Source organism: Trinickia soli (genome assembly GCF_002879855.1).
GTDB lineage: Bacteria > Pseudomonadota > Gammaproteobacteria > Burkholderiales > Burkholderiaceae > Trinickia > Trinickia soli.
Map to the genome: position 1 here is coordinate 37,871 of NZ_PNYB01000019.1, position 23,961 is coordinate 61,831.

Annotated in this window: 21 protein-coding genes and 1 tRNA gene; 5 read left to right on the plus strand and 17 right to left on the minus strand. The window is 63.1% G+C overall.

Features of this window, described 5'->3' with window-relative positions; all coding sequences use genetic code 11:
- The first annotated feature begins 15 nt into the window (after nucleotides 1-15).
- Nucleotides 16-846: a metallophosphoesterase gene (locus tag C0Z19_RS20260; RefSeq protein WP_102611626.1), complete on the plus strand. Its 831-nt coding sequence runs from the start codon at nucleotides 16-18 to the stop codon at nucleotides 844-846.
- Nucleotides 847-892: 46 nt separating this feature from the next.
- Here C0Z19_RS20260 and C0Z19_RS20265 read toward each other — a convergent pair whose 3' ends face one another.
- From C0Z19_RS20265 to C0Z19_RS20275, 3 genes are all read right to left on the minus strand, one after another.
- Nucleotides 893-2,611, minus strand: a complete 1,719-nt coding sequence (locus C0Z19_RS20265) for a sensor histidine kinase (RefSeq protein ID WP_102611627.1) — start codon at nucleotides 2,609-2,611, stop codon at nucleotides 893-895.
- Nucleotides 2,612-2,741: 130 nt separating this feature from the next.
- On the minus strand, nucleotides 2,742-3,695 hold the full coding sequence (locus tag C0Z19_RS20270; RefSeq protein ID WP_102611628.1) for a spherulation-specific family 4 protein: 954 nt from the start codon (nucleotides 3,693-3,695) through the stop codon (nucleotides 2,742-2,744).
- Between the two features lie 336 nt (nucleotides 3,696-4,031).
- Nucleotides 4,032-4,108, minus strand: a tRNA-Pro gene (locus C0Z19_RS20275).
- Between the two features lie 168 nt (nucleotides 4,109-4,276).
- On the opposite strand from C0Z19_RS20275, the gene sixA reads away from it, so the two are divergent.
- Nucleotides 4,277-4,738, plus strand: coding sequence for a phosphohistidine phosphatase SixA (gene sixA / locus C0Z19_RS20280; RefSeq protein WP_102611629.1), 462 nt, complete (start codon nucleotides 4,277-4,279; stop codon nucleotides 4,736-4,738).
- 161 nt (nucleotides 4,739-4,899) lie between these two features.
- Complete coding sequence (locus tag C0Z19_RS20285; RefSeq protein ID WP_102611630.1) at nucleotides 4,900-5,703, plus strand: GNAT family N-acetyltransferase; 804 nt, start codon at nucleotides 4,900-4,902, stop codon at nucleotides 5,701-5,703.
- A 169-nt stretch (nucleotides 5,704-5,872) separates the two neighbouring features.
- On the opposite strand, the gene ppx is transcribed toward C0Z19_RS20285, so the two are convergent.
- A complete protein-coding gene (gene ppx, locus C0Z19_RS20290; RefSeq protein ID WP_102611631.1) occupies nucleotides 5,873-7,384 on the minus strand; it encodes an exopolyphosphatase in 1,512 nt (503 codons plus the stop codon).
- Nucleotides 7,385-7,735: 351 nt separating this feature from the next.
- Here ppx and ppk1 point away from each other — a divergent pair, with 351 nt between their 5' ends.
- Complete coding sequence (ppk1, locus tag C0Z19_RS20295) at nucleotides 7,736-9,799, plus strand: polyphosphate kinase 1 (RefSeq protein ID WP_102611632.1); 2,064 nt, start codon at nucleotides 7,736-7,738, stop codon at nucleotides 9,797-9,799.
- 67 nt (nucleotides 9,800-9,866) lie between these two features.
- Here the strand turns inward: ppk1 and phoR are convergent, their stop codons facing one another.
- The 11 genes from phoR to C0Z19_RS20350 form a co-directional block, all read right to left on the minus strand.
- Nucleotides 9,867-11,180 carry a phosphate regulon sensor histidine kinase PhoR gene (phoR, locus tag C0Z19_RS20300; protein ID WP_102611633.1) on the minus strand — a complete coding sequence of 438 codons (1,314 nt, stop codon included), beginning with the start codon at nucleotides 11,178-11,180 and terminating at the stop codon, nucleotides 9,867-9,869.
- A 68-nt stretch (nucleotides 11,181-11,248) separates the two neighbouring features.
- Nucleotides 11,249-11,950, minus strand: coding sequence for a phosphate regulon transcriptional regulator PhoB (gene phoB, locus C0Z19_RS20305; RefSeq protein WP_102611634.1), 702 nt, complete (start codon nucleotides 11,948-11,950; stop codon nucleotides 11,249-11,251).
- Nucleotides 11,951-11,976: 26 nt separating this feature from the next.
- On the minus strand, nucleotides 11,977-12,681 hold the full coding sequence (phoU, locus tag C0Z19_RS20310) for a phosphate signaling complex protein PhoU (RefSeq protein WP_102611635.1): 705 nt from the start codon (nucleotides 12,679-12,681) through the stop codon (nucleotides 11,977-11,979).
- 17 nt (nucleotides 12,682-12,698) lie between these two features.
- Nucleotides 12,699-13,547: a phosphate ABC transporter ATP-binding protein PstB gene (gene pstB, locus C0Z19_RS20315; RefSeq protein ID WP_102611636.1), complete on the minus strand. Its 849-nt coding sequence runs from the start codon at nucleotides 13,545-13,547 to the stop codon at nucleotides 12,699-12,701.
- A gap of 16 nt (nucleotides 13,548-13,563) precedes the next feature.
- Nucleotides 13,564-14,460, minus strand: coding sequence for a phosphate ABC transporter permease PstA (pstA, locus tag C0Z19_RS20320; RefSeq protein WP_102611637.1), 897 nt, complete (start codon nucleotides 14,458-14,460; stop codon nucleotides 13,564-13,566).
- Nucleotides 14,457-15,440, minus strand: coding sequence for a phosphate ABC transporter permease PstC (gene pstC / locus C0Z19_RS20325; protein ID WP_102611638.1), 984 nt, complete (start codon nucleotides 15,438-15,440; stop codon nucleotides 14,457-14,459). Before pstC ends, pstA begins: the two co-directional genes overlap by 4 nt.
- Before the next feature lie 107 nt (nucleotides 15,441-15,547).
- Nucleotides 15,548-16,579 (minus strand): phosphate ABC transporter substrate-binding protein PstS, encoded by a 1,032-nt coding sequence (gene pstS, locus C0Z19_RS20330; protein WP_102611639.1) that lies wholly within the window; start codon nucleotides 16,577-16,579, stop codon nucleotides 15,548-15,550.
- A 254-nt stretch (nucleotides 16,580-16,833) separates the two neighbouring features.
- Nucleotides 16,834-18,192 carry a phosphoglucosamine mutase gene (gene glmM, locus C0Z19_RS20335; protein ID WP_102611640.1) on the minus strand — a complete coding sequence of 453 codons (1,359 nt, stop codon included), beginning with the start codon at nucleotides 18,190-18,192 and terminating at the stop codon, nucleotides 16,834-16,836.
- A 107-nt stretch (nucleotides 18,193-18,299) separates the two neighbouring features.
- Nucleotides 18,300-19,115 (minus strand): dihydropteroate synthase, encoded by an 816-nt coding sequence (gene folP / locus C0Z19_RS20340; RefSeq protein WP_102611676.1) that lies wholly within the window; start codon nucleotides 19,113-19,115, stop codon nucleotides 18,300-18,302.
- Between the two features lie 161 nt (nucleotides 19,116-19,276).
- Complete coding sequence (gene ftsH, locus C0Z19_RS20345) at nucleotides 19,277-21,163, minus strand: ATP-dependent zinc metalloprotease FtsH (RefSeq protein WP_102611677.1); 1,887 nt, start codon at nucleotides 21,161-21,163, stop codon at nucleotides 19,277-19,279.
- Nucleotides 21,164-21,342: 179 nt separating this feature from the next.
- Complete coding sequence (locus C0Z19_RS20350) at nucleotides 21,343-22,005, minus strand: RlmE family RNA methyltransferase (RefSeq protein ID WP_102611641.1); 663 nt, start codon at nucleotides 22,003-22,005, stop codon at nucleotides 21,343-21,345.
- Nucleotides 22,006-22,186: 181 nt separating this feature from the next.
- Here C0Z19_RS20350 and C0Z19_RS20355 point away from each other — a divergent pair, with 181 nt between their 5' ends.
- The gene (locus tag C0Z19_RS20355) at nucleotides 22,187-22,807 is read left to right on the plus strand and encodes a YhbY family RNA-binding protein (RefSeq protein WP_102611642.1); all 621 of its coding nucleotides are present in this window, start codon (nucleotides 22,187-22,189) and stop codon (nucleotides 22,805-22,807) included.
- 119 nt (nucleotides 22,808-22,926) lie between these two features.
- On the opposite strand, the gene C0Z19_RS20360 is transcribed toward C0Z19_RS20355, so the two are convergent.
- Both C0Z19_RS20360 and greA read right to left on the minus strand, forming a co-directional pair.
- Nucleotides 22,927-23,427 carry a DUF4149 domain-containing protein gene (locus C0Z19_RS20360; RefSeq protein ID WP_102611643.1) on the minus strand — a complete coding sequence of 167 codons (501 nt, stop codon included), beginning with the start codon at nucleotides 23,425-23,427 and terminating at the stop codon, nucleotides 22,927-22,929.
- Between the two features lie 19 nt (nucleotides 23,428-23,446).
- Nucleotides 23,447-23,923 carry a transcription elongation factor GreA gene (gene greA, locus C0Z19_RS20365; RefSeq protein ID WP_102611644.1) on the minus strand — a complete coding sequence of 159 codons (477 nt, stop codon included), beginning with the start codon at nucleotides 23,921-23,923 and terminating at the stop codon, nucleotides 23,447-23,449.
- Between the last annotated feature and the right edge of the window lie 38 nt (nucleotides 23,924-23,961).

Sequence of the window (23,961 nt, forward strand, 5' to 3'; positions counted from 1 at the left end):
GCAAGGAGGCGTTTCGTGAAAATCCGCGTGTTGTCCGACCTGCACCTCGAGTGCAACGAGCCCGAGGCCATCCCCCACGTCGAGGCCGATCTCATCGTGCTTGCCGGCGACATCCATAATCACGCCGAAGGCATCCGCTGGGCAGCGCAGACTTTCGGCGGAACCGCGAGCGTCGTCTACGTGCCGGGCAACCATGAGTACTACGACGGAGAGTTCGGCGCGTTGGAAGTGGCGATGCGCGATGCCGCGGCCGGCGTCGACAACGTCCACTTCCTCAATAACGCGGCGCTGATCGACCCCGAAGGCCGCTGGCGCGTGCTGGGCACGACGTTGTGGACCGACTTCGAATTGTTCGGCGCGGACGAAGAGACCGTCGCCGCATCGGTCGCCGCCGCCGAAAAGGTCATGCTCGATTTTCGCGGGCCGATCGAGGTAACGTGGCCCACCAGCGCTACGGCGGCAGGAGCACCAGGACAAGGCCCGCGTTTGCTGACGCCCGCCGATACGCTCGCATTGCATGCGCACGCGCGCGCGTGGCTCGTTCGAGAACTCGGCAAGCCGTTCACCGGCAAGACCATCGTCGTCACGCATCATGCCCCCCACCGGGCAAGCCTCGCCGATCGCTTCGCCAGCGATCTCGCTTCGGCCGGCTTTATCAGCCACCTGCCCGATCTGGTCGGGCCGCCCGTCGCGCTCTGGGTTCACGGGCATACGCATACGCCATTCGATTACGTCGCCAATGGCACGCGCGTCATCTGCAACCCGCGCGGCTATGTCGATCGACGCCGCAATCGGCTCGAAAACCCGAACTTCGCCTGGGTCAAGATCGTCGATCTCGACACCTGATGCGGCCCGCGGCAACGCACGTCCGCCAATGGGCTGCAGCGTCGGCCTATGACAGCGCCCGCTCCTGCGCCGCGCGCAGTGGAATACGCACTTCGATCGTCGTTCCGTGTCCCGGCGACGACTCGATCTTGAGCTCGCCCTCAACCAGGTAGGCGCGCTCGCGCAGGCCCGCGAGGCCGAACGATGCACTCTTGCGCGGCAGCGCCGGGTCGAAGCCGACGCCGTCGTCGCGTACAGTCAGCACCACGCGATCCGGCTCTCGCGCGATGCGGACGTCGACGCGCGAGGCGCGCGCATGCCGTCCCACATTGGTCAGCGATTCCTGCAAGATCCGAAACGTCGCCGTCGCGTACGGTTCGTCGAGTTCGAGGCCCGCAGGCTCGACGCTGAGGTTGCACGCAATCTCGTGGCGCTGGGTGAACGACTGCACGAGCCATTGAACCGCCGGAACGAGCCCGAGGTCGTCGAGCACGAGCGGCCGCAAGTCCGACGCGATCCGACGCGTCGATGCGACGGCGTCGTCGAGCAATGTGCGCATTTCCGTGAGCGTGTGCGCCGTCGGTGCGCCGTCGTCGTTGCCCGCCACCGATTCGCGCAGCCGGTCGGTTTCGATTCTCAACGTAGCCAGCGTCTGCGCGAGTTCATCGTGCAATTCACGGGAAATCCGACGCATTTCCTGTTCTCGCGCCGAGCTGCCGATCGCCGCGACTTCGCGCAACTCGTTCTGCGACAACACGAGCGCGGCCTCGGCCCGCTTGCGCTCCATGACTTCGTGCAGCAGCTCGCGATTCGAATCGGCGAGTGCGGCCGTGCGGGCGGCGACACGCTCTTCGAGCAGCGCCTTCGCTTCGTTCAATTGCGCCGTCCGATGTTGCACGAGCCGGTGTTCTGCCCGCTCCCGATCGAGCGCCTGCACAACGCGTGCGTAAAGCTTGATGTTGTCGAAAGTCAGCGAGACAAGAACGAAGCTCGATGCGATGAGGCCATAGATGCGCCCGGCGTAGAAACCCAAATCGAAGCGCGCGTGATTGAGGACGGCCGATAGTGCGATGTCGAAGATCCAGGCACAGACGACGACGATCATCCATAGATCGAGCACCGTGCGTCCACGCCGCAGAATCAACGCCCCGAGCGCACAAAAATTGAGGAACCAAACGATCGAGACGACCCAGACAATCCCTCCTGCCTCGCGTGAACCATGCATGATCGGCGGTAGCCAGGCATGGCCGACGGTAGCGACCGCCGTCATTGCGCAGGCAAGTGCGACAGCAGTAAAGATGCAAAGCAATGGGGGACGCCATGGCATCCTGGGCCTCACGCCCTCGCTGGGCGCGCCGGCGCGCGCGTACGCGATGACCGCGAGCGGAAACGCACCGTGCCACATCATATAGAGCCATGCGGTGGTCTGCGGCCCCGCTCCGAGTAAACCTGTCGGAGAGAACAGCCCCGGAAACGAGAGCATATGCGCGATCGCCATACAGGCGCACAGCAGATAGCCGCCCGCCAGCATCAATAACGACCGGGAAAACAGGATTCCGTACTGGCCGATGAACAAGGCTGCCGTCAGCAGATCGCAGACTGCGAGCGCCGATTGGTAGATCGGGACGAATGCCCACACCGGCGCCAGCGGCGTTTTGGCGAAGGGCGCCAGCGCCGCGAACACGACGATCGAAACCAGCACCACGCTGAGCGCAAGCCAGCGCTCCCGCCGGTCCGGCCGCAACGTCGAAATGAATACTCGCGCCTCGTCGGTCGACTCGCCCAAATTGGTGTCCTCGTGTTCGATTCGCCCCGGGCCCGTGTTCACGGGATTGCGGTTTCATTATGGGACGCGATCAAGCGCGAGGAAAGCGGGAAACTACGAGTCCGCCGACGAAGGGCGTCAAAGCTTGCTATCAGGGCCCCAACGAGCCGGCGTATGCGACCTCGCCATTGAGGTAGCTGGGCATCACCGTCCACGGATTGACGTACGGCCCGACCATATACGCATCGGTGGCGAGCACATAGCCAGCCTGACGTTGGAACGCCGTATTGACGACGGTCGCCCAGTCGGCATTGCCTGCGTTGTAGACGAGGTGCCAGAACCGCGAGCTGCCATATTGCGAGCCCGAGACGTACTGTCCGCCCGAGATCACATTGCCGCCGACCCAGCCGGGGCCGGAGCCGTCGCTCGGCGCGTTCACGAGGTAGTGGGCGGCTGTGTCTTCGAAAGTAACGAAAACATCGGCCGTATCGTGATCGGTGTCGAGATAGCAGCTCGCGACGGCCGTGCCGATATTGTCGACGACGAGATCTTGCGTATTGGGTAGCTTCGCCCAGACGTACTCGCGCGCTCGACGGTATTTGTCGCGCCAGCTCATATCGCCGGTTGTCGGGCCACAGCTGGACGGCACCTCGTCGAAGAAAATGCCCTCGTAATGGATCGAGCCGTTACGCGCGGTCAGATAACGGTCGACGCTGTAGCGGATGGCATCGTCGGTGCGTTGGCCATACGACGTGTAAACGTAGCCGATTACTTTGACAGGCCCGCCGTTGGCGGCCGTGCGCGCGCGCAGGAGGTCGGCGTCGTGATCGAGGATGGACTCGTCCGCGTCGCCGTTGCCGATATTGACGATGACGATCGACGGCGGCACCGGCGTCTGCACCGGGTCTTCCAGTGCCTTCAAATAAGGGTCGCCCGGATACACGTAAGCGGGCACGCCCACTTCGATACCGCGCGCCGATGCCGGCAGCGCGGCCGCACCGACCGCGACGGCGAGCATCGTGGGCGCCCATTGAAACCGACGGCCGCGGCTTGCCAGTTGCTTGGTTCGCTTGGCTTCATGTGCGCTTTCGACCGATCCTTTCATTGCGTCCTCGCTATTGATCGGCCCGCAACGTATATCCTCGTTTGAGGTTGGTTTTCGTGGCCGCGTTGGCTTCTTAGCCGGGGCAGTATCGCTTGGCGCCCAGCGGTCAACAATCCACCGATCCGTAGTTTTGTCGACGTGATCACGGCTTGCGCGCCACGCGTCCCACGAAGGATAGGCCACCGGTGTAGAAGGGCCGTGGATCTCAAGCGTTTTGGATGAAGAGAAGACAGTACCGAGCCCTGAAGCGAACTCGCGAAGTGCGGACACGAACGGTGTTGCCTTCGCCGCGCGCTTGCGCGGCTGGCGGACGGCAACGCCGTTGTTTGTATATAGTGGTCGGAGCGATAGGATTCGAACCTACGACCCTCTGATCCCAAATCAGATGCGCTACCAGGCTGCGCTACGCTCCGACGAATCCAGGATTCTAGCCGTGTTGATGGCTCGCGGTCAATCACGGTGCCGCCTTTCTTCTCGTCGACGTTCGTTCCGCCTCGTTCGATTTCGCTATTTTGCTTTCTAGCCGTCTTGCTCCCGATGACCGATGGCGCGCCCCCGCGTCGCAAGCTAAAGGAGGAAACATGATGGATCTGATTCTCTGGCGCCACGCAGAGGCCGAGGACACCGCCGCCAGCGATGCCGCCCGGCAACTGACGGCACGCGGCCGCAAACAGGCGCAGACCGTGGCCAAATGGCTCAAGCCACGGCTCAGTCACGATGCCGTGATCCTCGCGAGCCCGGCCGCGCGCACTGTGCAAACGGTCGAAGCGCTGACCGATCAATACCGCACCGTCGATTCGATCGGCCCCGGCGCCACGCCGCAAGCCGTGCTCGACGCCGCGCAGTGGCCGAACGGCCTTGCTTCGATGGTCGTCATCGTCGGCCACCAGCCAACGCTGGGCCTCGTCGCCTCGCAGCTCCTCGCCGGCCAAAGCACCGAGTGGACGATCAAGAAAGGCGCGCTCTGGTGGCTCGCCAACCGCGATCGAAACGGATCGGGCCAGTGCGTCGTGCGAGCGGTCATTTCGCCCGATCTCGCTTAGCGGCAGCCCTGCTACCTGCCCGTCACAACGTGAAATGCGCGTGTCCGCCGCGCGACATGTCATCGCAACGACACGCGTTTGCCATGCAAACGTCATCGCCCGTTACTACATTGGCGAAGACCCAGCATTCCTTTCATAGTCATTAGGAACCAGGAACCCCTATGCGAGATCTGCCGACGCCGACCCTGCCCTTCGCTTCGATCCCGCTCGATTCGCGCCGCCGTCTGCCGCGCGAGAAAGAAACCGTCACGCAGGAACATCGTCTGCAAGTGGCTTGGGCACGCACCGACGAAGAGCTGCGCGAAGCGCAGCGCCTGCGCTTTCGCGTATTTGCCGAAGAAATGGGCGCCAGTGTCTCGGGCCCTGCCGGCCTCGATGTCGACGCGTTCGACGCCTATTGCGACCACCTGCTCGTGCGCGATCTCGACACGCTGCAAGTTGTCGGCACCTATCGCGTGCTGCCGCCGCACCAGGCCGCCCGCATCGGCCGCTTGTACGCCGAAGGCGAATTCGACCTGTCGCGCCTCGCTCACCTGCGCTCGAAGATGGTCGAAGTGGGCCGTTCGTGCGTGCATGCCGACTATCGCAGCGGCTCCGTCATCATGTCGCTCTGGGGCGGCCTCGGCACTTACATGATGCAGAACGGCTATGAGACGATGCTCGGCTGCGCGAGCGTGCCGATGGCCGATGGCGGCCACTTCGCCGCAAACCTCTATGAATCGTTGCGCGAGCAGTCGCTGACGAGCCCCGAATATCGGGCGTTCGCCCACACGCCGCTGCCCGTCGAAGAGTTACGCACGGGGGTACGCGTCGCCCCGCCGCCGCTCGTGAAAGGCTACCTGCGCCTCGGCGCGAAGATCTGCGGCGCACCGGCCTGGGATCCCGACTTCAACTGCGCCGATTTCCTGACGCTGTTCCGGTTGGCCGACATCAACGCGCGCTATGCGCGTCACTTCCTCGGCTAACGAGCCTCTCGACGAAACGTCGGATCGAAACGCGGCCGCCCTTTTCCCGCTTTCGATCAGCCACCAAGCGGCCCGCACTCGTTGCCTCGAGCGTCGACGAGCGCGGGCCGACTCTTTCTTCCCGGATGACCCATCCACCTACTGCTCAGTCATCCGCTCAGTCATCCGCTCAGTCATCCGTATAGATGACGCGATAGTGGATGCCGACCTTCTCCCATTCCGCCGCTTCCTGCGTCAGGCTGTAATCGGTCAGCGGATTGCCCGCCACCCATTCGTTCGGCAAACGCACCTCGTAACCGGAGTTGGAGCGCGCCACGCGGATGCCGGGCAGCCCCGCATCGGTGCGCCGCCGGCACAGTAGCGCCGCGAGGCGCAGGCAGAACAACAACGGCCATTCGACTTCGCGCGTTTGCGACAGTTTGCCGAGCTTGCCGGCATGGCCGAGCACGAGCGCCGCGACCCGTGCCTGGTCCGTGCGCGAGAAACCGGGCATGTCGGCGTTGCTCGCGATATAGGCCGAATGCTTGTGATACGCGCTGTGGGAAATCGACAAACCGATCTCGTGCAACGCGGCCGCCCAGCCGAGAAATACACGGCCTTCCTCCAGGCGCTCGCGATCGGCCTCGCCGAGCTGGTCGTAGAACCCGACGGCCAGTTCGCCGATACGTTCGGCTTGCGCGCGGTCGACGCCATAGCGGCGCATAAACCCTTCCACCGTCACAGCGCGCATGTCTTCATGCTGGGTTCGGCCAAGCAGGTCATACAGCACGCCAAGCCGCAAGGCGCCATCGGTCGTATCGACGTAATCGATGCCCAGCTCTTCGAACACGGCCAGCATGATCGACAAGCCGCCTGCCAGCACGGGCACGCGATCGGGCTTGAGCGCGACGAGCTTGAGCCGATTGACGTTCTCGGCCTTGATCAGCGCACGCTTGAGCCGCTCCAGGCCGCCACGCGAGATGCCATGCGTGATGCCGGCATCGTTGAAGCCGTTGGCTTCGACGAGTTCGGCCAACGCGCGCGCCGTGCCCGACGAGCCAATCGCCTGATCCCATCCGGCCTGCTTGTACTCGCGCGAGATGATCTGGATTTCGCGCTTGGCCGCGAGTTCGGCCTGGCGCATCGTGTATTCGTCGACATTGCCTGCCGGAAAGAACGCACGGCTGTGGCTCACGCAACCGATGTAAAGGCTCTCCATGACGAGCGGCGTGTAGTGCTGACCGATAATGAACTCGGTCGAGCCGCCACCGATATCGACGACGAGCCGCTTGCCCGATATCGCCGGCACCGAATGCGCCGCCCCCGCATAGATCAACCGCGCTTCTTCGCGGCCCGCGATGACCTCGATTGGAAAGCCGAGCGCGCTTTGCGCTTCGACCAGAAACTCCGGCGCGTTCTTGGCCACACGCAGCGTGTTCGTCGCCACGGCGCGCACGTGATCGGGGTGGAAATCGCGCAGCCGCTCGCCGAAGCGCTTGAGCGCATCCCACGCGCGAACCTGGGAAGCGCGATCGAGCATCTTGTCGGTCGACAACCCCGCGGCAAGCCGCACGGGCTCGCGCAGCGCATCGACCTGATAGATCTGCGCGCCGGCGGGCATTTCTTCGACGCGGCCGACAATGAGCCGAAAGCTGTTGGAGCCGAGATCGACCGACGCCAGAAGGTGCGGGGTATTAGGCATTAGGAAAGCGAGCTCCCGTTCGCACGCCGGCCGGCCCGGTACGATCGCCCGGTGGCCGCGCGGTGCTGTTCAAAAACGCCAATTTAAGCACATAGTGTTTCGCGTCGGCGCATTGCATCAATGCGTGGTCGCCCGCGAAACGTATCGCACGGCAGGCGCGCCAACAACCGTAACGTTACCAACGCCCAACCAACGCCCTGGCCATGCCCTACGACGAGCGCCAAATTCATCTCGAATGTCCGTAGAATGGGTAAAAAATGACAGTATGACTTTTCATCGCAATGACACCCAACCATGAGAATGTCCGAGCGTCCGTTTGTTTCTCCATCCGACCCTTCTCATTTGCTGCCGATGTCGCTGCGTTATCCCCTGCTCAATCGTGAGCTTGGCATTCTGGGCTTCAACGAGCGCGTGCTCGCCCAAGCCGCCGATCCCTCCGTGCCGCTGCTCGAACGGTTACGCTTTATTTGCATTACCAGCAGCAACCTCGACGAGTTCTTCGAAGTACGGATGGCCGGGCTGCAGGAGCAAATGCGCGACAACCCCGGCACGCTCGCTCCCGACGGGATGTCGCTGCAGCATGTCTACGATCTCGTCGCCGAGCGCGCGCACAAGCTGGTGCATCGACAGTACACGATGCTGCACGAAACGGTGCTGCCCGCGCTCGAGCAGGAAGGCATCTACTTTCACGGCGCCGAGACCTGGAGCGACGCGCAGACCGAATGGGCGCGGCGGTACTTCGTCGACGAATTGCTGCCGGTGCTCACGCCGATCGGCCTCGATCCCGCCCATCCGTTCCCACGCGTGCTCAACAAGAGCTTGAATTTCGTCGTCGAGCTGGAAGGCAAAGACGCGTTCGGTCGCCAGGCCGTCATGGGCATCGTGCAGGCGCCACGCGCATTGCCGCGGCTCGTGCATATGCCGCAGGAACTGTCGGGGTTCGCTTACGGATTCGTGCTCCTCAGCTCGTTCATGCAGCGTTTCGTGCATGAGTTGTTTCCCAACCTGACGATCCGCAGTTGCAATCAATTTCGCATCACGCGCAACAGCGAATTGTTCGTCGACGAAGACGAGATCACGAACCTGCGCGTGGCGCTCCAAGGCGAACTGCCCGCGCGCCATCTCGGCAATGCGGTGCGTCTCGAAGTATCGGCCGACACGCCGCCTCATCTCGTGCGCCGCCTGCTCGACGAAAGCGGTCTGTCGGAAAAAGACTGTTATCGCGTCGACGGCTCTGTCAATCTCGTGCGGCTCATGCAGTTGCCCGAACTCGTCGACCGTCCCGACCTGAAGTTCGTCCCGCACGTGCCTGCATCGCCCGCCTCGCTGACCAACGCCTCGAATCTGTTCGACACGCTCGATCAGGGCGACGTCCTGCTTCATCATCCGTACGAAAGCTTTCAGCCCGTCCTCGAGCTATTGCTGCAAGCGGCGCAAGACCCGAATGTCGTCGCCATCAAGCAGACGATCTACCGCACCGGCACCGATTCGCCGCTGATGGATGCACTCATGCAGGCGGCGCGCAACGGCAAGGAAGTGACGGTCGTCGTCGAGTTGCTCGCGCGCTTCGACGAAGAAACGAATATCAACTGGGCCTCGCAACTCGAGGCGGTCGGCGCGCATGTCGTCTATGGCGTGGTCGGCCACAAGTGCCACGCGAAGATGATGCTGATCGTGCGTCGTACGACGAACAATGGCCGCTCGACGCTCAAACGCTACGCGCATCTCGGCACCGGCAACTACCACCCGCGCACGGCCCGGCTCTATACCGACTTCGGTCTCATGACGGCCGATCAGCTCATTTGCGAAGATGTCCATCACGTGTTTCAGCAGTTGACCGGCATCGGTGGCGAGCTGAGGTTGCACGAGCTCTGGCAATCTCCGTTCACACTGCACCCGAAGCTCGTGGAGGCGATCCGCACGGAAGCCGATCACGCACGTGCCGGAAAAAAGGCGCGCATCGTGGCGAAGATGAACGCGCTGCTCGAGCCGACCGTCATCGCCGAACTCTATGAAGCCTCGCAGGCGGGCGTGAAGATCGATCTGATCGTCCGCGGCGTTTGCTCGCTACAGCCGGGTGTCGAAGGGCTATCGGAGAACATCACCGTGCGCTCGGTCGTCGGCCGGTTCCTCGAGCATCATCGGATCTTCTATTTCTTTGCCGATGGCGCGGAAAACGTCTACCTATCGAGCGCCGACTGGATGGACCGCAATTTCTTCCGCCGCGTCGAAGTCGCGTTCCCGGTCAAGGACCGCCGCCTGAAGCGACGCGTCATTGCCGAAGGGCTATCGGCCCTGCTCGGCGACAACCAATCGGCCTGGGTCATGCAAAGCGACGGACACTACCGGCGCAGCCGCCCCGGCAAGACCTCGCGCAACGCCCAAGCCGGTTTGCTGCTGAAGTTCGGTTGCTGAGGACCGTGACTGGCGCCGCCGCGCGCGGCGCGCACGTCGCCTGATGCGCAAGGTGTTGCCGTAGAACTCAAGCATGCGCCGGTTGCCGGCGCATCGTCCTTTGAGCGGGAAAGCGCACGCTGAACGTGCTGCCTCTGCCTTCCTCGCTCTTCACTTCGAGCGTCGCGTCGTGCCGTTGCAGCACGTGCTTGACGATGGCCAGCCCCAGACCTGTTCCGCCCGTGTCGCGCGAGCGACTGCGGTCGACGCGATAGAAGCGCTCGGTCAAGCGCGGGATGTCGGCCGATGGAATGCCGAACCCCGTATCGGTCACCGAAAACACCGCTTCATGGCCCACCTGTTTCCAGACGACGTCGATCGAACCGCCGTCGGGCGTGTAGCGAATGGCGTTCGTGACCAGATTGCCGAGCGCGCTCATGATTTCCGTCCCGGCGCCGCTCACGGTCAGGTCGTCATCGGCGGTGAACGTGATCCGATGACGCCCGCCCGAGAGCGTCGTGGCGTCGTCGCGCAAGTGCGCGACAGCGGCGCGCATGTCGATCGCGTGATCGCCGGGCGGCTTGGCGTCGCCTTCGAGCTTGGCCAACACGAGCAGATCGTCGACGATGTTGCGCATGCGCGAAGCCTGCTGATCCATCAGCTCCATGTAGCGTTCACGGTCGGCTTGCTCGAGCGGAAGCTCGCGCAACGTTTCGAGGAATCCCGAAAGCACCGTCAGCGGCGTCTTCAATTCATGCGAGACGTTCGCGACGAAGTCTCGCCGCATCGCGTCGGTGCGCTCGAGTTCGGTGATGTCGGTCGACAGCACGAGCTTGCGATTTTCCCCGTAAGGGAACACTTGCACGGACAGCACGTTCTGGCGCTTCTCGCCCGTGCCGCGCATGACCAGCATTTGCTCGTAGTGTTGCGAATTCAGATAGCGCACGAAGTCGGGATGACGCACGAGATGCGTGATGTGCTGGCGCAGGTCGCGCTTTGCGTCGAGCCCGAAATGCTGCTCGGCGATCGCGTTGCACCATTCGATCTGGTCGTGATCGTCGAGCATCGCCACACCGTTCGGTGACGCCTGAATCGCCTGAATGAATCGCGAATGCTGCTGCTCGACCTGTCTCACCTGCGCGTGCCAGCGCTTGGCAAGCTTATGCAGCCGATAGTAGATCTCGCCCCAGACGCCGGGCGCGCTCGGCACTTCGCCATAGACGGGCGCATCGAGCAGGCGCCACAGGCGTTCCGTGTGATAGGTCGAGAACAGGATCTGCGCAACGAGCGCCAGAGCGGCGAAGATCAAAGCCGTCCGCACGCTGGCGATGGCCGCGATTGCCGCGCAGACGAGCGCGAGCAACAGCAGCGATACGATCGAACGCGCCCAAATAATATTCATGGTCTGCCGGGTGGATCGGATGAAAGGCGCGCCGCAGCTTCCCCGCGCGGCCGCGCCCTGCGCAAGCGCTACGCGCTCTTGGCGAGGCGATAGCCGCTGCCGCGTACCGTTTCGATCATAGCATCGCAGCCGGCCGGCTTGAGCGCGGCGCGAAGACGCTTGATATGGACATCGACCGTACGCTCTTCGACGAACACGTGATCGCCCCACACCTGGTCGAGCAACTGCGTGCGGCTATGCACGCGCTCCGGGTGCGTCATGAAGAAGTGCAGGAGCCGGAATTCCGTGGGCCCGAGATCGAGCTTGATCTCGTTGCCCGACGCATGCGCCGCGACACGATGCGTGGCCGGATCGAGCTTGAGCCCGTTGATGGCCACGACGTCCTCGGTCAATTGCGGCGCACGACGACGCAGCACGGCCTTGATGCGCGCCATCAACTCCTTCGGGGAAAACGGCTTCGTGACATAGTCGTCGGCGCCGATCTCCAGGCCGAGCACCTTGTCCTGCTCGTCGCCGCGCGCCGTCAGCATGATGATCGGGATGTGCTTCGTCCGCTCGTTGTTGCGCAAATCGCGTGCGAACGCGATGCCCGACTTGCCCGGCAGCATCCAGTCGAGCAAGACGAGATCGGGCAGCACGTCGCTGATCAACGCCTGAGCCTGCTCCGCGTTGTAAGCGCGAATGGGGCAATGGCCCGCATGCTGCAGGTTGACGGAAATCAGCTCGGAAATGGCGGGCTCATCTTCGATGATGAGAATGCTGCTCGGCATCGTCACCTCTTGATACGTATGAACGATTAACTGAGGGCTTCGCGTTCGAGGGCGTCGCGCGATTTGTGCCGCACGTCGGTCCCCTTCACGATGTAAATGATGAACTCGGCGATGTTCTTTGCGTGATCGCCGATGCGCTCGATCGCTTTGGCGATGAACAGGAATTCGAGCCCAGCCGAAATCGTGCGCGGGTCTTCCATCATGTACGTGACGAGCTTGCGCACGAAAGCGCGGAATTCCTCGTCGATCGCCTTGTCGTCGCGCACGATCTGCGCGGCCGCAACCGTGTCCAGACGCGCGAACGCATCGAGCGCGCGACGCAGGATGGACACCGCCATCTCGCCCGAGACCTTGATCTCCGCGATGTTCACCGTGCGCGACGCGCCGTCTTCCATCAACCGCTTGACGCGCTTGGCAATCTTTTCGGCCTCGTCGCCGGCGCGCTCGAGATTGGTGATCGTCTTCGAGATCGCGAGCAAGAGCCGCAGGTCTCGCGCGGCCGGCTGGCGACGCGCGATGACATTGCTGCACTCTTCGTCGATCTCCACTTCCATTGTGTTGACCGTTTCCTCCGCCGCGATGACCTGATCGGCGACGGCCGCATCGAACTCGTTCAGCGCCTGCATCGCGCGCGTGATCTGCGCTTCGACGAGGCCCCCCATTTCCAACACCTTCGACGAGACCAGGTTGAGATCCGCGTCGAATTGACTCGACAGATGCTTGTCCGACATCGCTGCCTCCTATTTGGTCAGCCGAAGCGGCCGGTGATGTAATCCTCGGTTTCCTTGCGGACCGGCTTGATGAAGATCTTTTCGGTATCGCCGAACTCGATCAGTTCGCCCAGATACATGTATCCGGTGTAATCGGAGCAACGTGCGGCCTGCTGCATGTTGTGCGTCACGATCACGACGGTGTAATCGCTCTTGAGTTCGGCGATCAGTTCTTCGACGCGCCCCGTCGAAATCGGATCGAGCGCCGAACAGGGTTCGTCGAGCAACAGGACCTCGGGACGAATCGCAATGCCGCGCGCGATACACAGCCGCTGCTGCTGACCGCCCGACAGGCCGTAGCCGCTTTGACCGAGCTTATCTTTGACTTCCGACCACAACGCCGCTTTCGTCAGCGCCCACTCGACGCGATCGTCCATCTCCGAGCGCGACAGCGACTCGAACATCTTCACGCCGAACGCGATGTTGTCGTAGATCGACATCGGGAACGGCGTCGGCTTTTGAAACACCATGCCCACGCGCGCGCGCAGCAGCGAAATATCGCGATTCGACGTCAGCAGGTTTTCGCCATCCATCATGATCGCGCCTTCGGCGCGCTGCTCGGGATAGAGCGCAAACATCTTGTTGAACGTACGCAGCAGCGTCGACTTGCCGCAGCCCGAGGGACCGATGAACGCCGTCACCTTGCCTTCGGGAATGGACATGTTGATGTTCTTGAGCGCGTGATACTTGCCGTAGAAGAAGTTCAGATTCTTCACTTCGATCTTGGGCGTAACGGGCGCATGCGACGGCCCGCCCGTCGCCGGCTCGTGACCGGCGGGCGCAGCGGGACGCTCGATTTGGGAAAGGTGACTCTCAGCCATATTCATTAGGCGCTCCGTCGCTTTATTTCTTGTCGAACACCGCACGCGCCAGGATGTTCAGTCCAAGCACGCCGAGCGTAATCAGGAACACACCGGCCCACGCAAGCGATTGCCACTGCGCGAACGGGCTCATTGCAAATTTGAAGATCGTCACGGGCAGATTCGCCAGCGGCTGATTCATGTCGACCGAGAAGAACTGGTTCGACAACGCCGTGAACAGCAGCGGCGCCGTCTCGCCGGCGATCCGTGCCACAGCCAACAGCACACCCGTCGTCACGCCCGCCATGGACGCCTTCAACGTGATCGACAGCACCATTTTCCACTTCGGCACGCCGAGCGCAAACGCCGCCTCGCGCAGCGCGTTCGGCACGAGGTTCAACATGTTCTCGGTCGTGCGAATCACGATCGGAATCTGCAGTAGCGCCAGCGAGATCATGCCGGCCCAGCCTGAAAAATGGCCCATCTTCGCCACGACGACCGCATAGACGAACAAGCCCACGACAATCGACGGCGCCGACAGCAGAATGTCGTTGATAAAGCGCGTCGTGCTGGCGAGCCATCCCTTCTTGCCGTATTCGGCCAGATAGACGCCGGCGAGCACACCGATCGGCGTACCCAGCAACGTGGCTGCGCCCACCAGCATCAGCGTGCCGACGATCGCGTTCGCCAGCCCGCCGCCATCGCTGTTGGGGGGCGGCGTCGATTGCGTGAAGAGCGCCAGCGACAGACCGCCGACGCCCAGGCTCAGCGTCGTATAGAGAATCCAGACGAGCCAGAGCAGACCGAACGCCATCGCGGCCAGCGACAGCGAGAGCGCGATCGCATTGATCGTACGGCGGCGACGCTGCAGGCGATCGCGCGTCGCAGCGAAAATCTCGGGGCTCGCGGAGCCCGGAATGTGCGTCGACGGGCCGCTCATTTTGCCCCCTCTGCTTTCTCGAGACGCAGCAGCATCAGCTTGGAAATCGCCAGCACGACGAAAGTGATGACGAACAGGATCAGGCCAAGCTCCATCAGCGCGGACGTGTGCAGGCCCGCGCCGGCCTCGGCGAACTCGTTCGCAAGCGCCGAGGTGATGCTGTTGCCCGGCGAAAACAGCGAAACGTTATCGAGCAGGTTCGTGTTGCCGATCACGAACGTGACGGCCATGGTCTCACCGAGCGCGCGGCCGAAACCGAGCATGATGCCGCCGATCACCCCGCTCTTGGTGAACGGCAGGACGATCTTCCACATGACTTCCCACGTCGTGCAGCCGATACCGTAGGCCGATTCCTTCAGCAGCACGGGCGTGACTTCAAACACGTCGCGCATGACCGAAGCGATATACGGAATGATCATGATCGCGAGAATGACGCCAGCGCAGAGAATGCCGATGCCGATCGGCGGCCCTTTGAACAGCGCGCCGACGATCGGCATCGAGCCGAGCACGGCGCCGAGCGGTGCCTCGAAATACGTCGCGAAGATCGGCGAAAAAACGAGCAGACCCCACATGCCGTAGACGATCGACGGGATGGCTGCGAGCAGTTCGATGGCGATGCCGAGCGGCCTGCGCAGCCACACCGGCGAGAGTTCGGTCAGGAACAACGCAATGCCGAAGCTGACAGGCACCGCGATGACGAGTGCGATGATCGAAGTAGCGATCGTGCCATAGATGGGCACGAGGGCGCCGTATACGTCGCTGGGAGGATCCCAATCGGACGTCCACAAAAAGCGAAAACCGAACTTTTCGATCGTCGGCATCGAGTCGACGATCAGCGACACGATGATGCCGCCGAGCAGCACCAGCGTCACGATGGCGGCCAAGCGGGCCAGGTTGCCAAAGATGAGATCGCCGAGTCGGCTCGGCGCGCGTTGCGCATGTTCGGCTGGAGCGATCGACATGAGTCGAGTATCGGACATGTGAACCCGTATGCGATTGCCGCGCCCGGGATGGCCGCGGCCGATGGCGATGCCCGGCAAAGCGCGTACGCCTTGCCGGGCCTTTCCTTCGTACTACCTGTTTGCGCTTACTGAGCGACAGCCTTGCCCGAAGCGTCTTTCACGTTCGCCTTCCATTGCTTCTCGATTTCAGCCGTGACCGAAGCCGGCAGCGGGATGTAGTCGAGCGAGTTCACCGCATCGGAGCCGTTCTTGAAGCCCCAACCGAAGAACTTCAGCGTTTCCGCACCTTCCGCGGCCTTCGCTTGCGTCTTGTGCACGAGCACGAACGTCGCACCGACGATCGGCCATGCTTGCGCGCCCGGCTCGTCCGTCAGGATCTGGTAGAACGTCTTGTTCCACTCGGCGCCCTTGGCAGCGGCGGCGAACGTGGCCGTATCCGGCGTAACGACCTTGCCGTCGTGGTTCACCATCTTCGTGTAAACCATGTGGTTCTGCTTTACATAGGCCCACTCGACATAGCCGATCGCGCCCGGCAGACGCTGGATGAACGCGGCGACGCCGTCGTTACCCTTGCCGCCCGTGCCCGTCGGCCAGCTGACCGTCGTGCCTTCGCCGACCTTGCTCTTCCACTCCGGGCTCACCTTCGACAGGTAGTCCGACCAAATGAAGGTCGTGCCCGAACCGTCGGCGCGGCGCACCACGGCAATGGCCGTATCCGGCAGCTTGACGCCCGGGTTCAGCTTGGCGATCGCCGGGTCGTTCCACTTCGTGATCTTGTTCAGATAGATGTCGGCCAGCACCGGGCCCGACAACGTCAGCTCACCGGCCTTGACGCCCGGCACGTTGACGGCCGGCACCACACCGCCGACAACCGTCGGGAACTGGAACAGGCCCTGCTTTTCGAGTTCGTCATCCTTGAGCGGCATGTCCGAACCGGCGAAATCAACGGTCTTCGCTTCGATCTGCTTGATACCGCCGGCCGAACCGATGCCTTGATAGTTGACCTTACCGCCACCCGATTTGACATACGAATCGGCCCACTTCGTGTAAAGCGGTGCGGCAAACGTGCTGCCCGCGCCGGTGATGTCGGCGGCTTGCGCGGAAACGGCGAAAAGCACGCCGGCAAGGCCAGCGAACGCGGTCTGCATCAATTTCATGGAATTAACCCCCAGTGGTGTGGTCGTGTGGAATCGCGACACCGCGAAGATTAGGGCGAAACTGTGACAGTAATATGACGGACGATGAAGCCCGCATGACAGGTTCCTTACTTGATGAAAGGAAAATCATGCCGTTGGCGCAAGATAGGATGAAATTAGGGGAAGATGTGGGCATCTCACTCTGACGCAGGTCACAAGCATAGAAGAAAAATGCCGCCCCGGCAGCGCCTCGGCGGCATTTTTGTCCGAATCGATCAACTCGTTGCCTGTTCGGCGACACGCGCGATGTTTTGGGCGTGACGAACGGCCGCGTCGCGCTCGCTCGCCTCGACCATCACACGCAGCACGGGCTCCGTGCCCGACGCGCGGATCAGCACACGGCCGGTGCCGTCGAGCGAGCGTTCCGCGTCCGCCACCGCCTGCTTGATCGCGTCGCTCTGCTTCCAATCGGCGCCCGGGCGCATCCGCACATTGATCAGCTGTTGCGGAAACAACGTGACGCCCTCGAGCAACTCACCGAGTGTGCGACCACTGCGCTTGATCGCGGCAAGCACGAGCAACGCCGAAATGATGCCGTCGCCCGTGGAGTGCCGATCGAGCGACAGAATATGCCCCGAGCCCTCGGCACCGAGCTGCCAGCCGCGCTCGCGCAGTTGCTCGAGCACGTATCGGTCGCCTACGGCTGCCCGCACGAAGGGCACGCCTTCGCGAGCGAGCGCCACCTCGACGGCCATGTTCGTCATCAACGTGCCGACCGCTCCGGACACGCGGCCGTCGGTGGCCAAGCGGTCCTTGACGAGCACGTAGAGCAATTCGTCGCCATTAAAGAGCCGGCCCGTCGCGTCGACGACCTGCAGGCGATCGGCATCGCCGTCGAGCGCGATGCCGAGATCGGCGCGATTGGCGCGCACGGCACGGATCAGGGCATCGGGCGCCGTCGCGCCAACGCCGTCGTTGATGTTGAACCCGTTAGGCGCGACACCGATCGGCACGACGTCGGCGCCGAGCTCGTGAAAGACATGCGGCGCGATGTCATAAGCGGCCCCATGGGCGCAATCGACGACGAGCTTGAGCCCATGCAGGTCGAACGCCGCCGGGAACGTGCTTTTGCAAAATTCGATGTAGCGCCCGGCCGCATCGTCGAGCCGTCGCGCCTTGCCGAGCTGCTCCGAACTCGCGCAGGCGAGCGGCTGCTCCAGTTGTTCTTCGATCCGCAATTCGACTTCGTCGGGCAGCTTGTTCCCGTCTGCGCTGAAGAACTTGATGCCGTTGTCGTAGTACGGGTTGTGCGACGCGCTGATCACGACGCCGGCCGCAAGCCGCAGCGCGCGCGTCAAATAAGCCACGCCAGGCGTCGGCATCGGCCCGGCCAGCATCACGTCGACGCCTGCCGCGGAGAAGCCCGATTCAAGTGCGGCCTCGAGCATGTAGCCCGACACGCGCGTGTCTTTGCCGATCAGCACCGTCGGCCGCGACCCGGCTTTCGCCCATCGGTCGGCCTGAGCCAGCACCTTTCCCGCCGCATAGCCGAGCCGCAACACGAAATCGGGTGTGATCGGCGCGTCGCCCACTTTCCCCCGAACGCCGTCTGTACCGAAATAACGCCGTGCCATCGTCTGATTCCTTTGCTCTCGAGTGATTGAATTGATGAATCGTTATTGTTTATAACCGCCGCTTGGCCTCGGCACCGCTCGCTGCCGCGCGCTGCCGATCGAACCGATCAACGGGCAGCCAGTTCCGCTTCGCGAACGGCAGCCCATACCTTGAGCGCATCGACCGTTTCGGCGACATCATGGACGCGCACGATCGCCGCGCCCCGCTCCACCGCGCACACCGCCGCCGCGACGCTGGCCGCTACGCGTTCGGCCGGCGTCTTGCGCCCGGTGACGGCCCCGAGCATCGACTTGCGCGAAATCCCGGCCAGAATGGGAAACGGCGCTTCGCCCGCGCGGGGCTGCGGCGCCGTCTCGGACAATCGCGCCAGCAAAGCGTAATTGTGCTCGCGCGTCGCCTTGCCGAAACCGAAGCCGGGATCAACGCTGATCCGCGCGCGCGCGATGCCGGCCTGCGTCAACACCTCGACACGTTCTTGCAGGAACGCACGCACCTCGGCGACGACATCGGCATAGTCAATCTCACCGCGCTGCATCGTCTGCGGCTCTCCGAGCATATGCATGACGCAAAGGCCGCAGTTCGTGTCGCGCACCGCGTCGAGCGCGCCGAGGCGACGAAACCCCCAGATATCGTTGATGAGGTCGGCGCCCGCGGCAAGCGTAGCCCTCATCACTTCGGGCTTGTAGGTGTCGATCGACAGCGGCACGCCGGTGCCGACAAGCGCCTCGACGACGGGCACCACGCGCGCGAGTTCTTCCTCGAGCGGCACCGGCGGCGCGCCGGGCCGCGTCGATTCGCCGCCTATGTCGATGATGTCGACGCCTTGCGCGATCATCTGCTCGGCCTGACGCAGCGCATCGTCGCGGGCGACGAAGCGTCCGCCGTCGGAGAACGAGTCCGGCGTCACATTGAGGATGCCCATCACGAGCGGGCGCTCGAACGTCAACGTGAAGCGTCCGCACACGAGCGGTTCGGGCGTTGCGGTAAGGGGATAACGGGGAGTCAAAGCGACAAAACCGGAAGGACCAAAAAAACGGGTCGGTGCCGTTCCGGCACCGACCCGTCGTCTGTTGCGTCAGCGCGTCACGCCGTCGCGGCTGCGCTGCCCGGCCGCACCTCGGCGCCCGCGCTGCCGCTGCCGCCCGACGCGTCCGTAGACGCCACGCTCTTGGGCGAGCGTGGCGGACGGCCCGCCATGATGTCGTTGATCTGATCGGCGTCGATCGTTTCCCACTCCATCAAAGCCGACGTCATGGCTTCGACCTTCTCACGGTTCTCTTCGAGCAGACGGCGCGCCAGACCGTACTGCTCATCGAGCAAGCGACGAATCTCTGCGTCGACCTTCTGCTGCGTGGCCTCCGAGATGGTTCGCGTGAAGCCTCGCCCGAACGGCGACGCTTCGTTCTCGTCGTCGACATAGACCATCGGCCCCAGTGCATCGGTCATACCGAAGCGGGCGACCATTGCACGCGCCGTTTGCGTCGCCTTATTGAAGTCGTCCGACGCACCCGTGCTGATGAGGTTCAGGAACAGCTCCTCGGCCACGCGGCCGCCGAACAAAATGGCGAGGCGATCGAGCAGGTAGTCCTTCGAGTAGGTTTCGTTGTCGTGCTCCGGCAACTGCCAGGTCACGCCGAGCGCACGGCCGCGCGGAATAATCGTGACCTTGTGAACCGGATCGGCCTTCGGCAGCAGCTTCGCCACCACGGCGTGCCCTGCTTCGTGATAGGCCGTGGCGCGCTTGGCGTCTTCGCGGATGACGGCCGACTTGCGCTCCGGCCCCATGAAGATCTTGTCCTTCGCGTCCTCGAAGTCCTGCATCTCGACGATGCGCTTGCCGCGCCGCGCGGCGAACAGCGCTGCCTCGTTGACGAGGTTCGCAAGATCGGCGCCCGAGAAGCCCGGCGTGCCGCGCGCGATGACGGATGCATCGACGTCGTTCGCGATCGGCACCTTGCGCAGATGGACCTTCAGAATCTGCTCGCGACCACGAATATCGGGCAGCCCAACATAAACCTGGCGGTCGAAGCGGCCCGGGCGCAGCAGCGCCTTGTCGAGCACGTCGGACCGGTTTGTCGCCGCGATCACGATGACGCCGGAGTTCGCTTCGAAGCCGTCCATCTCGACGAGCATCTGGTTCAGCGTCTGCTCGCGCTCGTCGTTGCCGCCGCCCATGCCTGCGCCGCGGTGACGGCCGACCGCATCGATTTCGTCGATGAACACGATGCACGGCGCGTGCTTCTTGGCCTGCTCGAACATATCGCGCACGCGCGCAGCGCCGACGCCGACGAACATTTCGACGAAGTCCGAACCCGAAATGCTGAAGAACGGCACCTTCGCTTCACCCGCAATCGCACGGGCGAGCAGCGTCTTACCGGTACCCGGAGGCCCGACGAGCAGCACGCCGCGCGGGATGCGACCGCCCAGCTTCTGGAATTTTTGCGGATCGCGCAGGAAGTCGACGAGTTCGGAGACTTCCTCCTTGGCCTCGTCGCAACCGGCGACGTCAGTGAAATTGATCGCGTTGTTGTTCTCGTCGATGAGGCGCGCGCGCGATTTGCCAAACGAGAAGGCGCCGCCTTTGCCGCCCCCCTGCATCTGCCTCATCATGTAGAACCAGAATCCGATGATCAGGATCGTCGGCCCCAGATAGTAGAGCGCAGAGACGAGCGCATTCGGCTCGTCCTCGGCCTTGCCGCTGACCTGGACGCCGTATTTCATCAGATCGCCGACCATCCAGATGTCGCCCGGCGAAACGATCTGGTACTTTTGACCGTCGGCGGGAGTGACCGTCAGATTACGGTTCTGGACGATCACGCTCTTGATCTTGCCGTTCTTGGCGTCGTCCATGAACTGCGAGTACGAGACGCCTTCCTGGACGCGGGGCTTGTCGAACTGCTTGAACACCGTAAACAGCACCAGTGCGATGACCAGCCACACTGCTGCCTTCGAAAACATATTGTTGTTCAAAGCCCACTCCTTCCTCATAGACGGGCGCCTACATTTACCTTGCGGCGCCACAAAAGCATTCTAATCCAGTCGGCTAGCCCCTGCCATAACGTTTCGCTACCGTGAAAATAGCGCTTTTCGTTATGCCGGCGCGGCTTTCGCCGCGATGACAAGGGGAATCAGCCGCCTTCCGGGCGCAATCAGCCCGGCCGCTTCAGAACCTTGCCCAAAATGAACGTTTCGGCCGACTTGTCGCGCGACGCCTTGGGCTTGCGTGCGGCGACAGTTTTGAACTGGCGCTTGAACTTCTCGACAATCTGGCTGTAGCCGCTTCCGTGAAAGCATTTGACGAGCAGCGCGCCCTCAGGCTTCAAATGCGCCTGTGAGAATTCGAGCGCGAGATCGCAAATATGTTCGATGCGCGCGGCATCGGCCACCGCCACCCCGGACAGATTGGGCGCCATATCGGAAATAACAAGGTCCACGCGCCGATCGCCGACCACTTCTTCGAGTTGCGCCAGCACTTCGTCCTCGCGGAAGTCGCCCTGAATGAAATGGACGTCCGCGATCGGTTCCATCGGAAGAATATCGAGCGCAATAATAGTGCCGTCGATCCCGCCCTCGCGCCCCGCATGGCGGCCCGCGCCCTGCGCGAGCCTGTTGCGCGCGTACTGGCTCCAGCTGCCCGGCGCCGAGCCGAGATCGACGATGACCTGCCCGGGGCGGATCAGCTTGTCCTGCTCGTCGATTTCCTTGAGCTTGTAGGCGGCCCGCGCGCGATAGCCCTCGCGCTGCGCGAGCTTCACGTAAGGGTCATTGATGTGATCGTGCAACCACGATTGATTGAAGCGATTTTTTGCCATCGAAAGGTCATCTATTACTGCATGGCGCCGCAGTTTTACTGCGTCGAGCCGCACTTTTGGCGGATAATACGCGTTTTGCCGGCGCGCCGTCCGGTCCCGCCGGCCGCAGGTTCGGCCGGCCGGATCGTCCACGCAATCAATGCGTGACCGCCCCTATTTTAGTCGAGTCGTGTACCGCCCTATGCCAGCCCTCAAAGTCTCCCCCGCCCAACGCGCCGATCTGCGCTCCCAAGCCCACGCGCTCAACCCGGTCGTGCTGATCGGAGCCGAAGGGTTGACCGATGCCGTGCTGGCCGAAATCAAAGTCCACCTGGCGGCCCATGAGCTGATCAAGATCCGCGTGTTCGGCGACGACCGCGATGCCCGCGTCTCGATTTACGACGAAATTTGCGACACGTTGAACGCCGCGCCGATTCAGCATATCGGCAAGCTGCTCGTCATCTGGAAGCCCGAAGCGGCGCCCGTCAGCAAGCCGGCTGGCAGAACCGCCGCCAGGACGAGCGGAAAGCCGACCGGCAGGCCGGGCGCCAAATCGACCGACAAATCGGCCGGCAGAACCACCGGTGCCCGCGGCAGGGCGGGACTGCCCACGGCCCGTGAAGCGGCGGACGACTCCGGCAAGCGCGGCGCTGCGCCGCGCGTCGTGAAAGTCGTCAAACAATCGCAAGCGAAAACCGTCCGCAGGCCGAAGCCCGAAAAGGTGCTCGTGCGCGGCAACGAGCGCGTCACCGCCGGAGGCACCGTCAAGCGCGCGAAAAAGCGCCAGACGAGCGCCAAGCGTCAGCATCAAGCGGTGAAGTGACCCTGGTAAAGCGACCCTGGTGAAGCGACGCGGCAACGTGACCCGGTAGAACGAACCCCACGTCACCGTGTCCCGCCAGCAGGCGGCACCGGCGCTGCTTCCGGGCGAAATGCACGGAATCAGGCCGCGCGGTTCGCCGGTTCGGCGCCGCGATCCGACAGCCCGGCCGGCAGCATCCAGACCAGCGCAATACCCAGTAAGGTCTCGGCGAGATAAAACAGGCTCGCAATGCCGTGCAGCACGCCGAAACGAACGGCGTACGGCGAATTCGCGAGATCGAGCCCTGCGTCGCGAGCCGTGGTGCGCAACGCATCCATAAACGGCTGCAGGCCGAAGTACCCGATCAGCACGCACAGCAGCATGCCTGCCACGATCCAGCGCAACCGGCGGTAGCCCGACGCGCCACGCCGCACGAGCACGTTGCCGAGCGCGAGCGACAATACGCCGCACGTTACACCGACGAACGCTTCGATCCGAAAGAGTCGCGCCGCGACATCGCCCGCGACGGCGCGCTCGAGCATCGCAAAGAGCGTCGGCGCCACCAGATAGCCGATTGTCAGCGCACTGCCGACCCAGATCAGCACCAGCAGCCGAAAGACGCGATGAGGAGCGGAGGACACGACCGTTGCCTCGATCCGATCAAACGTAGCGGACCGAGATGATCTCGTACTCGCGCACGCCGCTCGGAGCTTGCACCGCGGCCACGTCGCCTTCGAACTTGCCGATCAGCGCGCGGGCGATCGGCGAGCTGACCGAAATCAGACCGTGGTCGATATCGGCTTCGTCGTCACCGACGATTTGATAAGTGACTTTATCGCCCGAATCGAGGTCTTCGAGGTCGACCGTGGCTGCAAACACGATGCGCCCCTCCGCGTCGAGCGCTTGCGGATCGATGACCTGTGCAGCAGCCAACTTCGATTCGATCTCGGCGATACGCCCTTCGATGAAGCCCTGTTTTTCCTTCGCGGCATCGTATTCGGCGTTTTCGGACAAATCGCCTTGCGCGCGCGCTTCGGCGATCGAATTGATGACGGATGGACGCTCGACCGATTTCAAACGCTGCAGCTCGTCGCGAAGTTGATCAGCGCCTCGCTTCGTCAAGGGAATCGTGCTCATAGACAGACCAGTAAACAAAAAACGGCAATAAAAAAGCA

What these genes read in the sequence shown, in the direction of transcription:
- glmM (WP_102611640.1), bottom strand. Translation starts at nt 18,192, where the DNA reads ATGGCACGGCGTTATTTCGGTACAGACGGCGTTCGGGGGAAAGTGGGC.
- pstS (WP_102611639.1), bottom strand. Translation starts at nt 16,579, where the DNA reads ATGAAATTGATGCAGACCGCGTTCGCTGGCCTTGCCGGCGTGCTTTTC.
- folP (WP_102611676.1), bottom strand. Translation starts at nt 19,115, where the DNA reads ATGGGCATCCTCAATGTGACGCCGGACTCGTTCTCCGACGGCGGACGC.
- C0Z19_RS20355 (WP_102611642.1), top strand. Translation starts at nt 22,187, where the DNA reads ATGCCAGCCCTCAAAGTCTCCCCCGCCCAACGCGCCGATCTGCGCTCC.
- phoU (WP_102611635.1), bottom strand. Translation starts at nt 12,681, where the DNA reads ATGTCGGACAAGCATCTGTCGAGTCAATTCGACGCGGATCTCAACCTG.
- ppk1 (WP_102611632.1), top strand. Translation starts at nt 7,736, where the DNA reads ATGTCGCTGCGTTATCCCCTGCTCAATCGTGAGCTTGGCATTCTGGGC.
- pstC (WP_102611638.1), bottom strand. Translation starts at nt 15,440, where the DNA reads ATGTCCGATACTCGACTCATGTCGATCGCTCCAGCCGAACATGCGCAA.
- phoR (WP_102611633.1), bottom strand. Translation starts at nt 11,180, where the DNA reads ATGAATATTATTTGGGCGCGTTCGATCGTATCGCTGCTGTTGCTCGCG.
- phoB (WP_102611634.1), bottom strand. Translation starts at nt 11,950, where the DNA reads ATGCCGAGCAGCATTCTCATCATCGAAGATGAGCCCGCCATTTCCGAG.
- pstB (WP_102611636.1), bottom strand. Translation starts at nt 13,547, where the DNA reads ATGAATATGGCTGAGAGTCACCTTTCCCAAATCGAGCGTCCCGCTGCG.
- ppx (WP_102611631.1), bottom strand. Translation starts at nt 7,384, where the DNA reads ATGCCTAATACCCCGCACCTTCTGGCGTCGGTCGATCTCGGCTCCAAC.
- sixA (WP_102611629.1), top strand. Translation starts at nt 4,277, where the DNA reads ATGATGGATCTGATTCTCTGGCGCCACGCAGAGGCCGAGGACACCGCC.
- C0Z19_RS20350 (WP_102611641.1), bottom strand. Translation starts at nt 22,005, where the DNA reads ATGGCAAAAAATCGCTTCAATCAATCGTGGTTGCACGATCACATCAAT.
- C0Z19_RS20285 (WP_102611630.1), top strand. Translation starts at nt 4,900, where the DNA reads ATGCGAGATCTGCCGACGCCGACCCTGCCCTTCGCTTCGATCCCGCTC.
- C0Z19_RS20270 (WP_102611628.1), bottom strand. Translation starts at nt 3,695, where the DNA reads ATGAAAGGATCGGTCGAAAGCGCACATGAAGCCAAGCGAACCAAGCAA.
- greA (WP_102611644.1), bottom strand. Translation starts at nt 23,923, where the DNA reads ATGAGCACGATTCCCTTGACGAAGCGAGGCGCTGATCAACTTCGCGAC.
- pstA (WP_102611637.1), bottom strand. Translation starts at nt 14,460, where the DNA reads ATGAGCGGCCCGTCGACGCACATTCCGGGCTCCGCGAGCCCCGAGATT.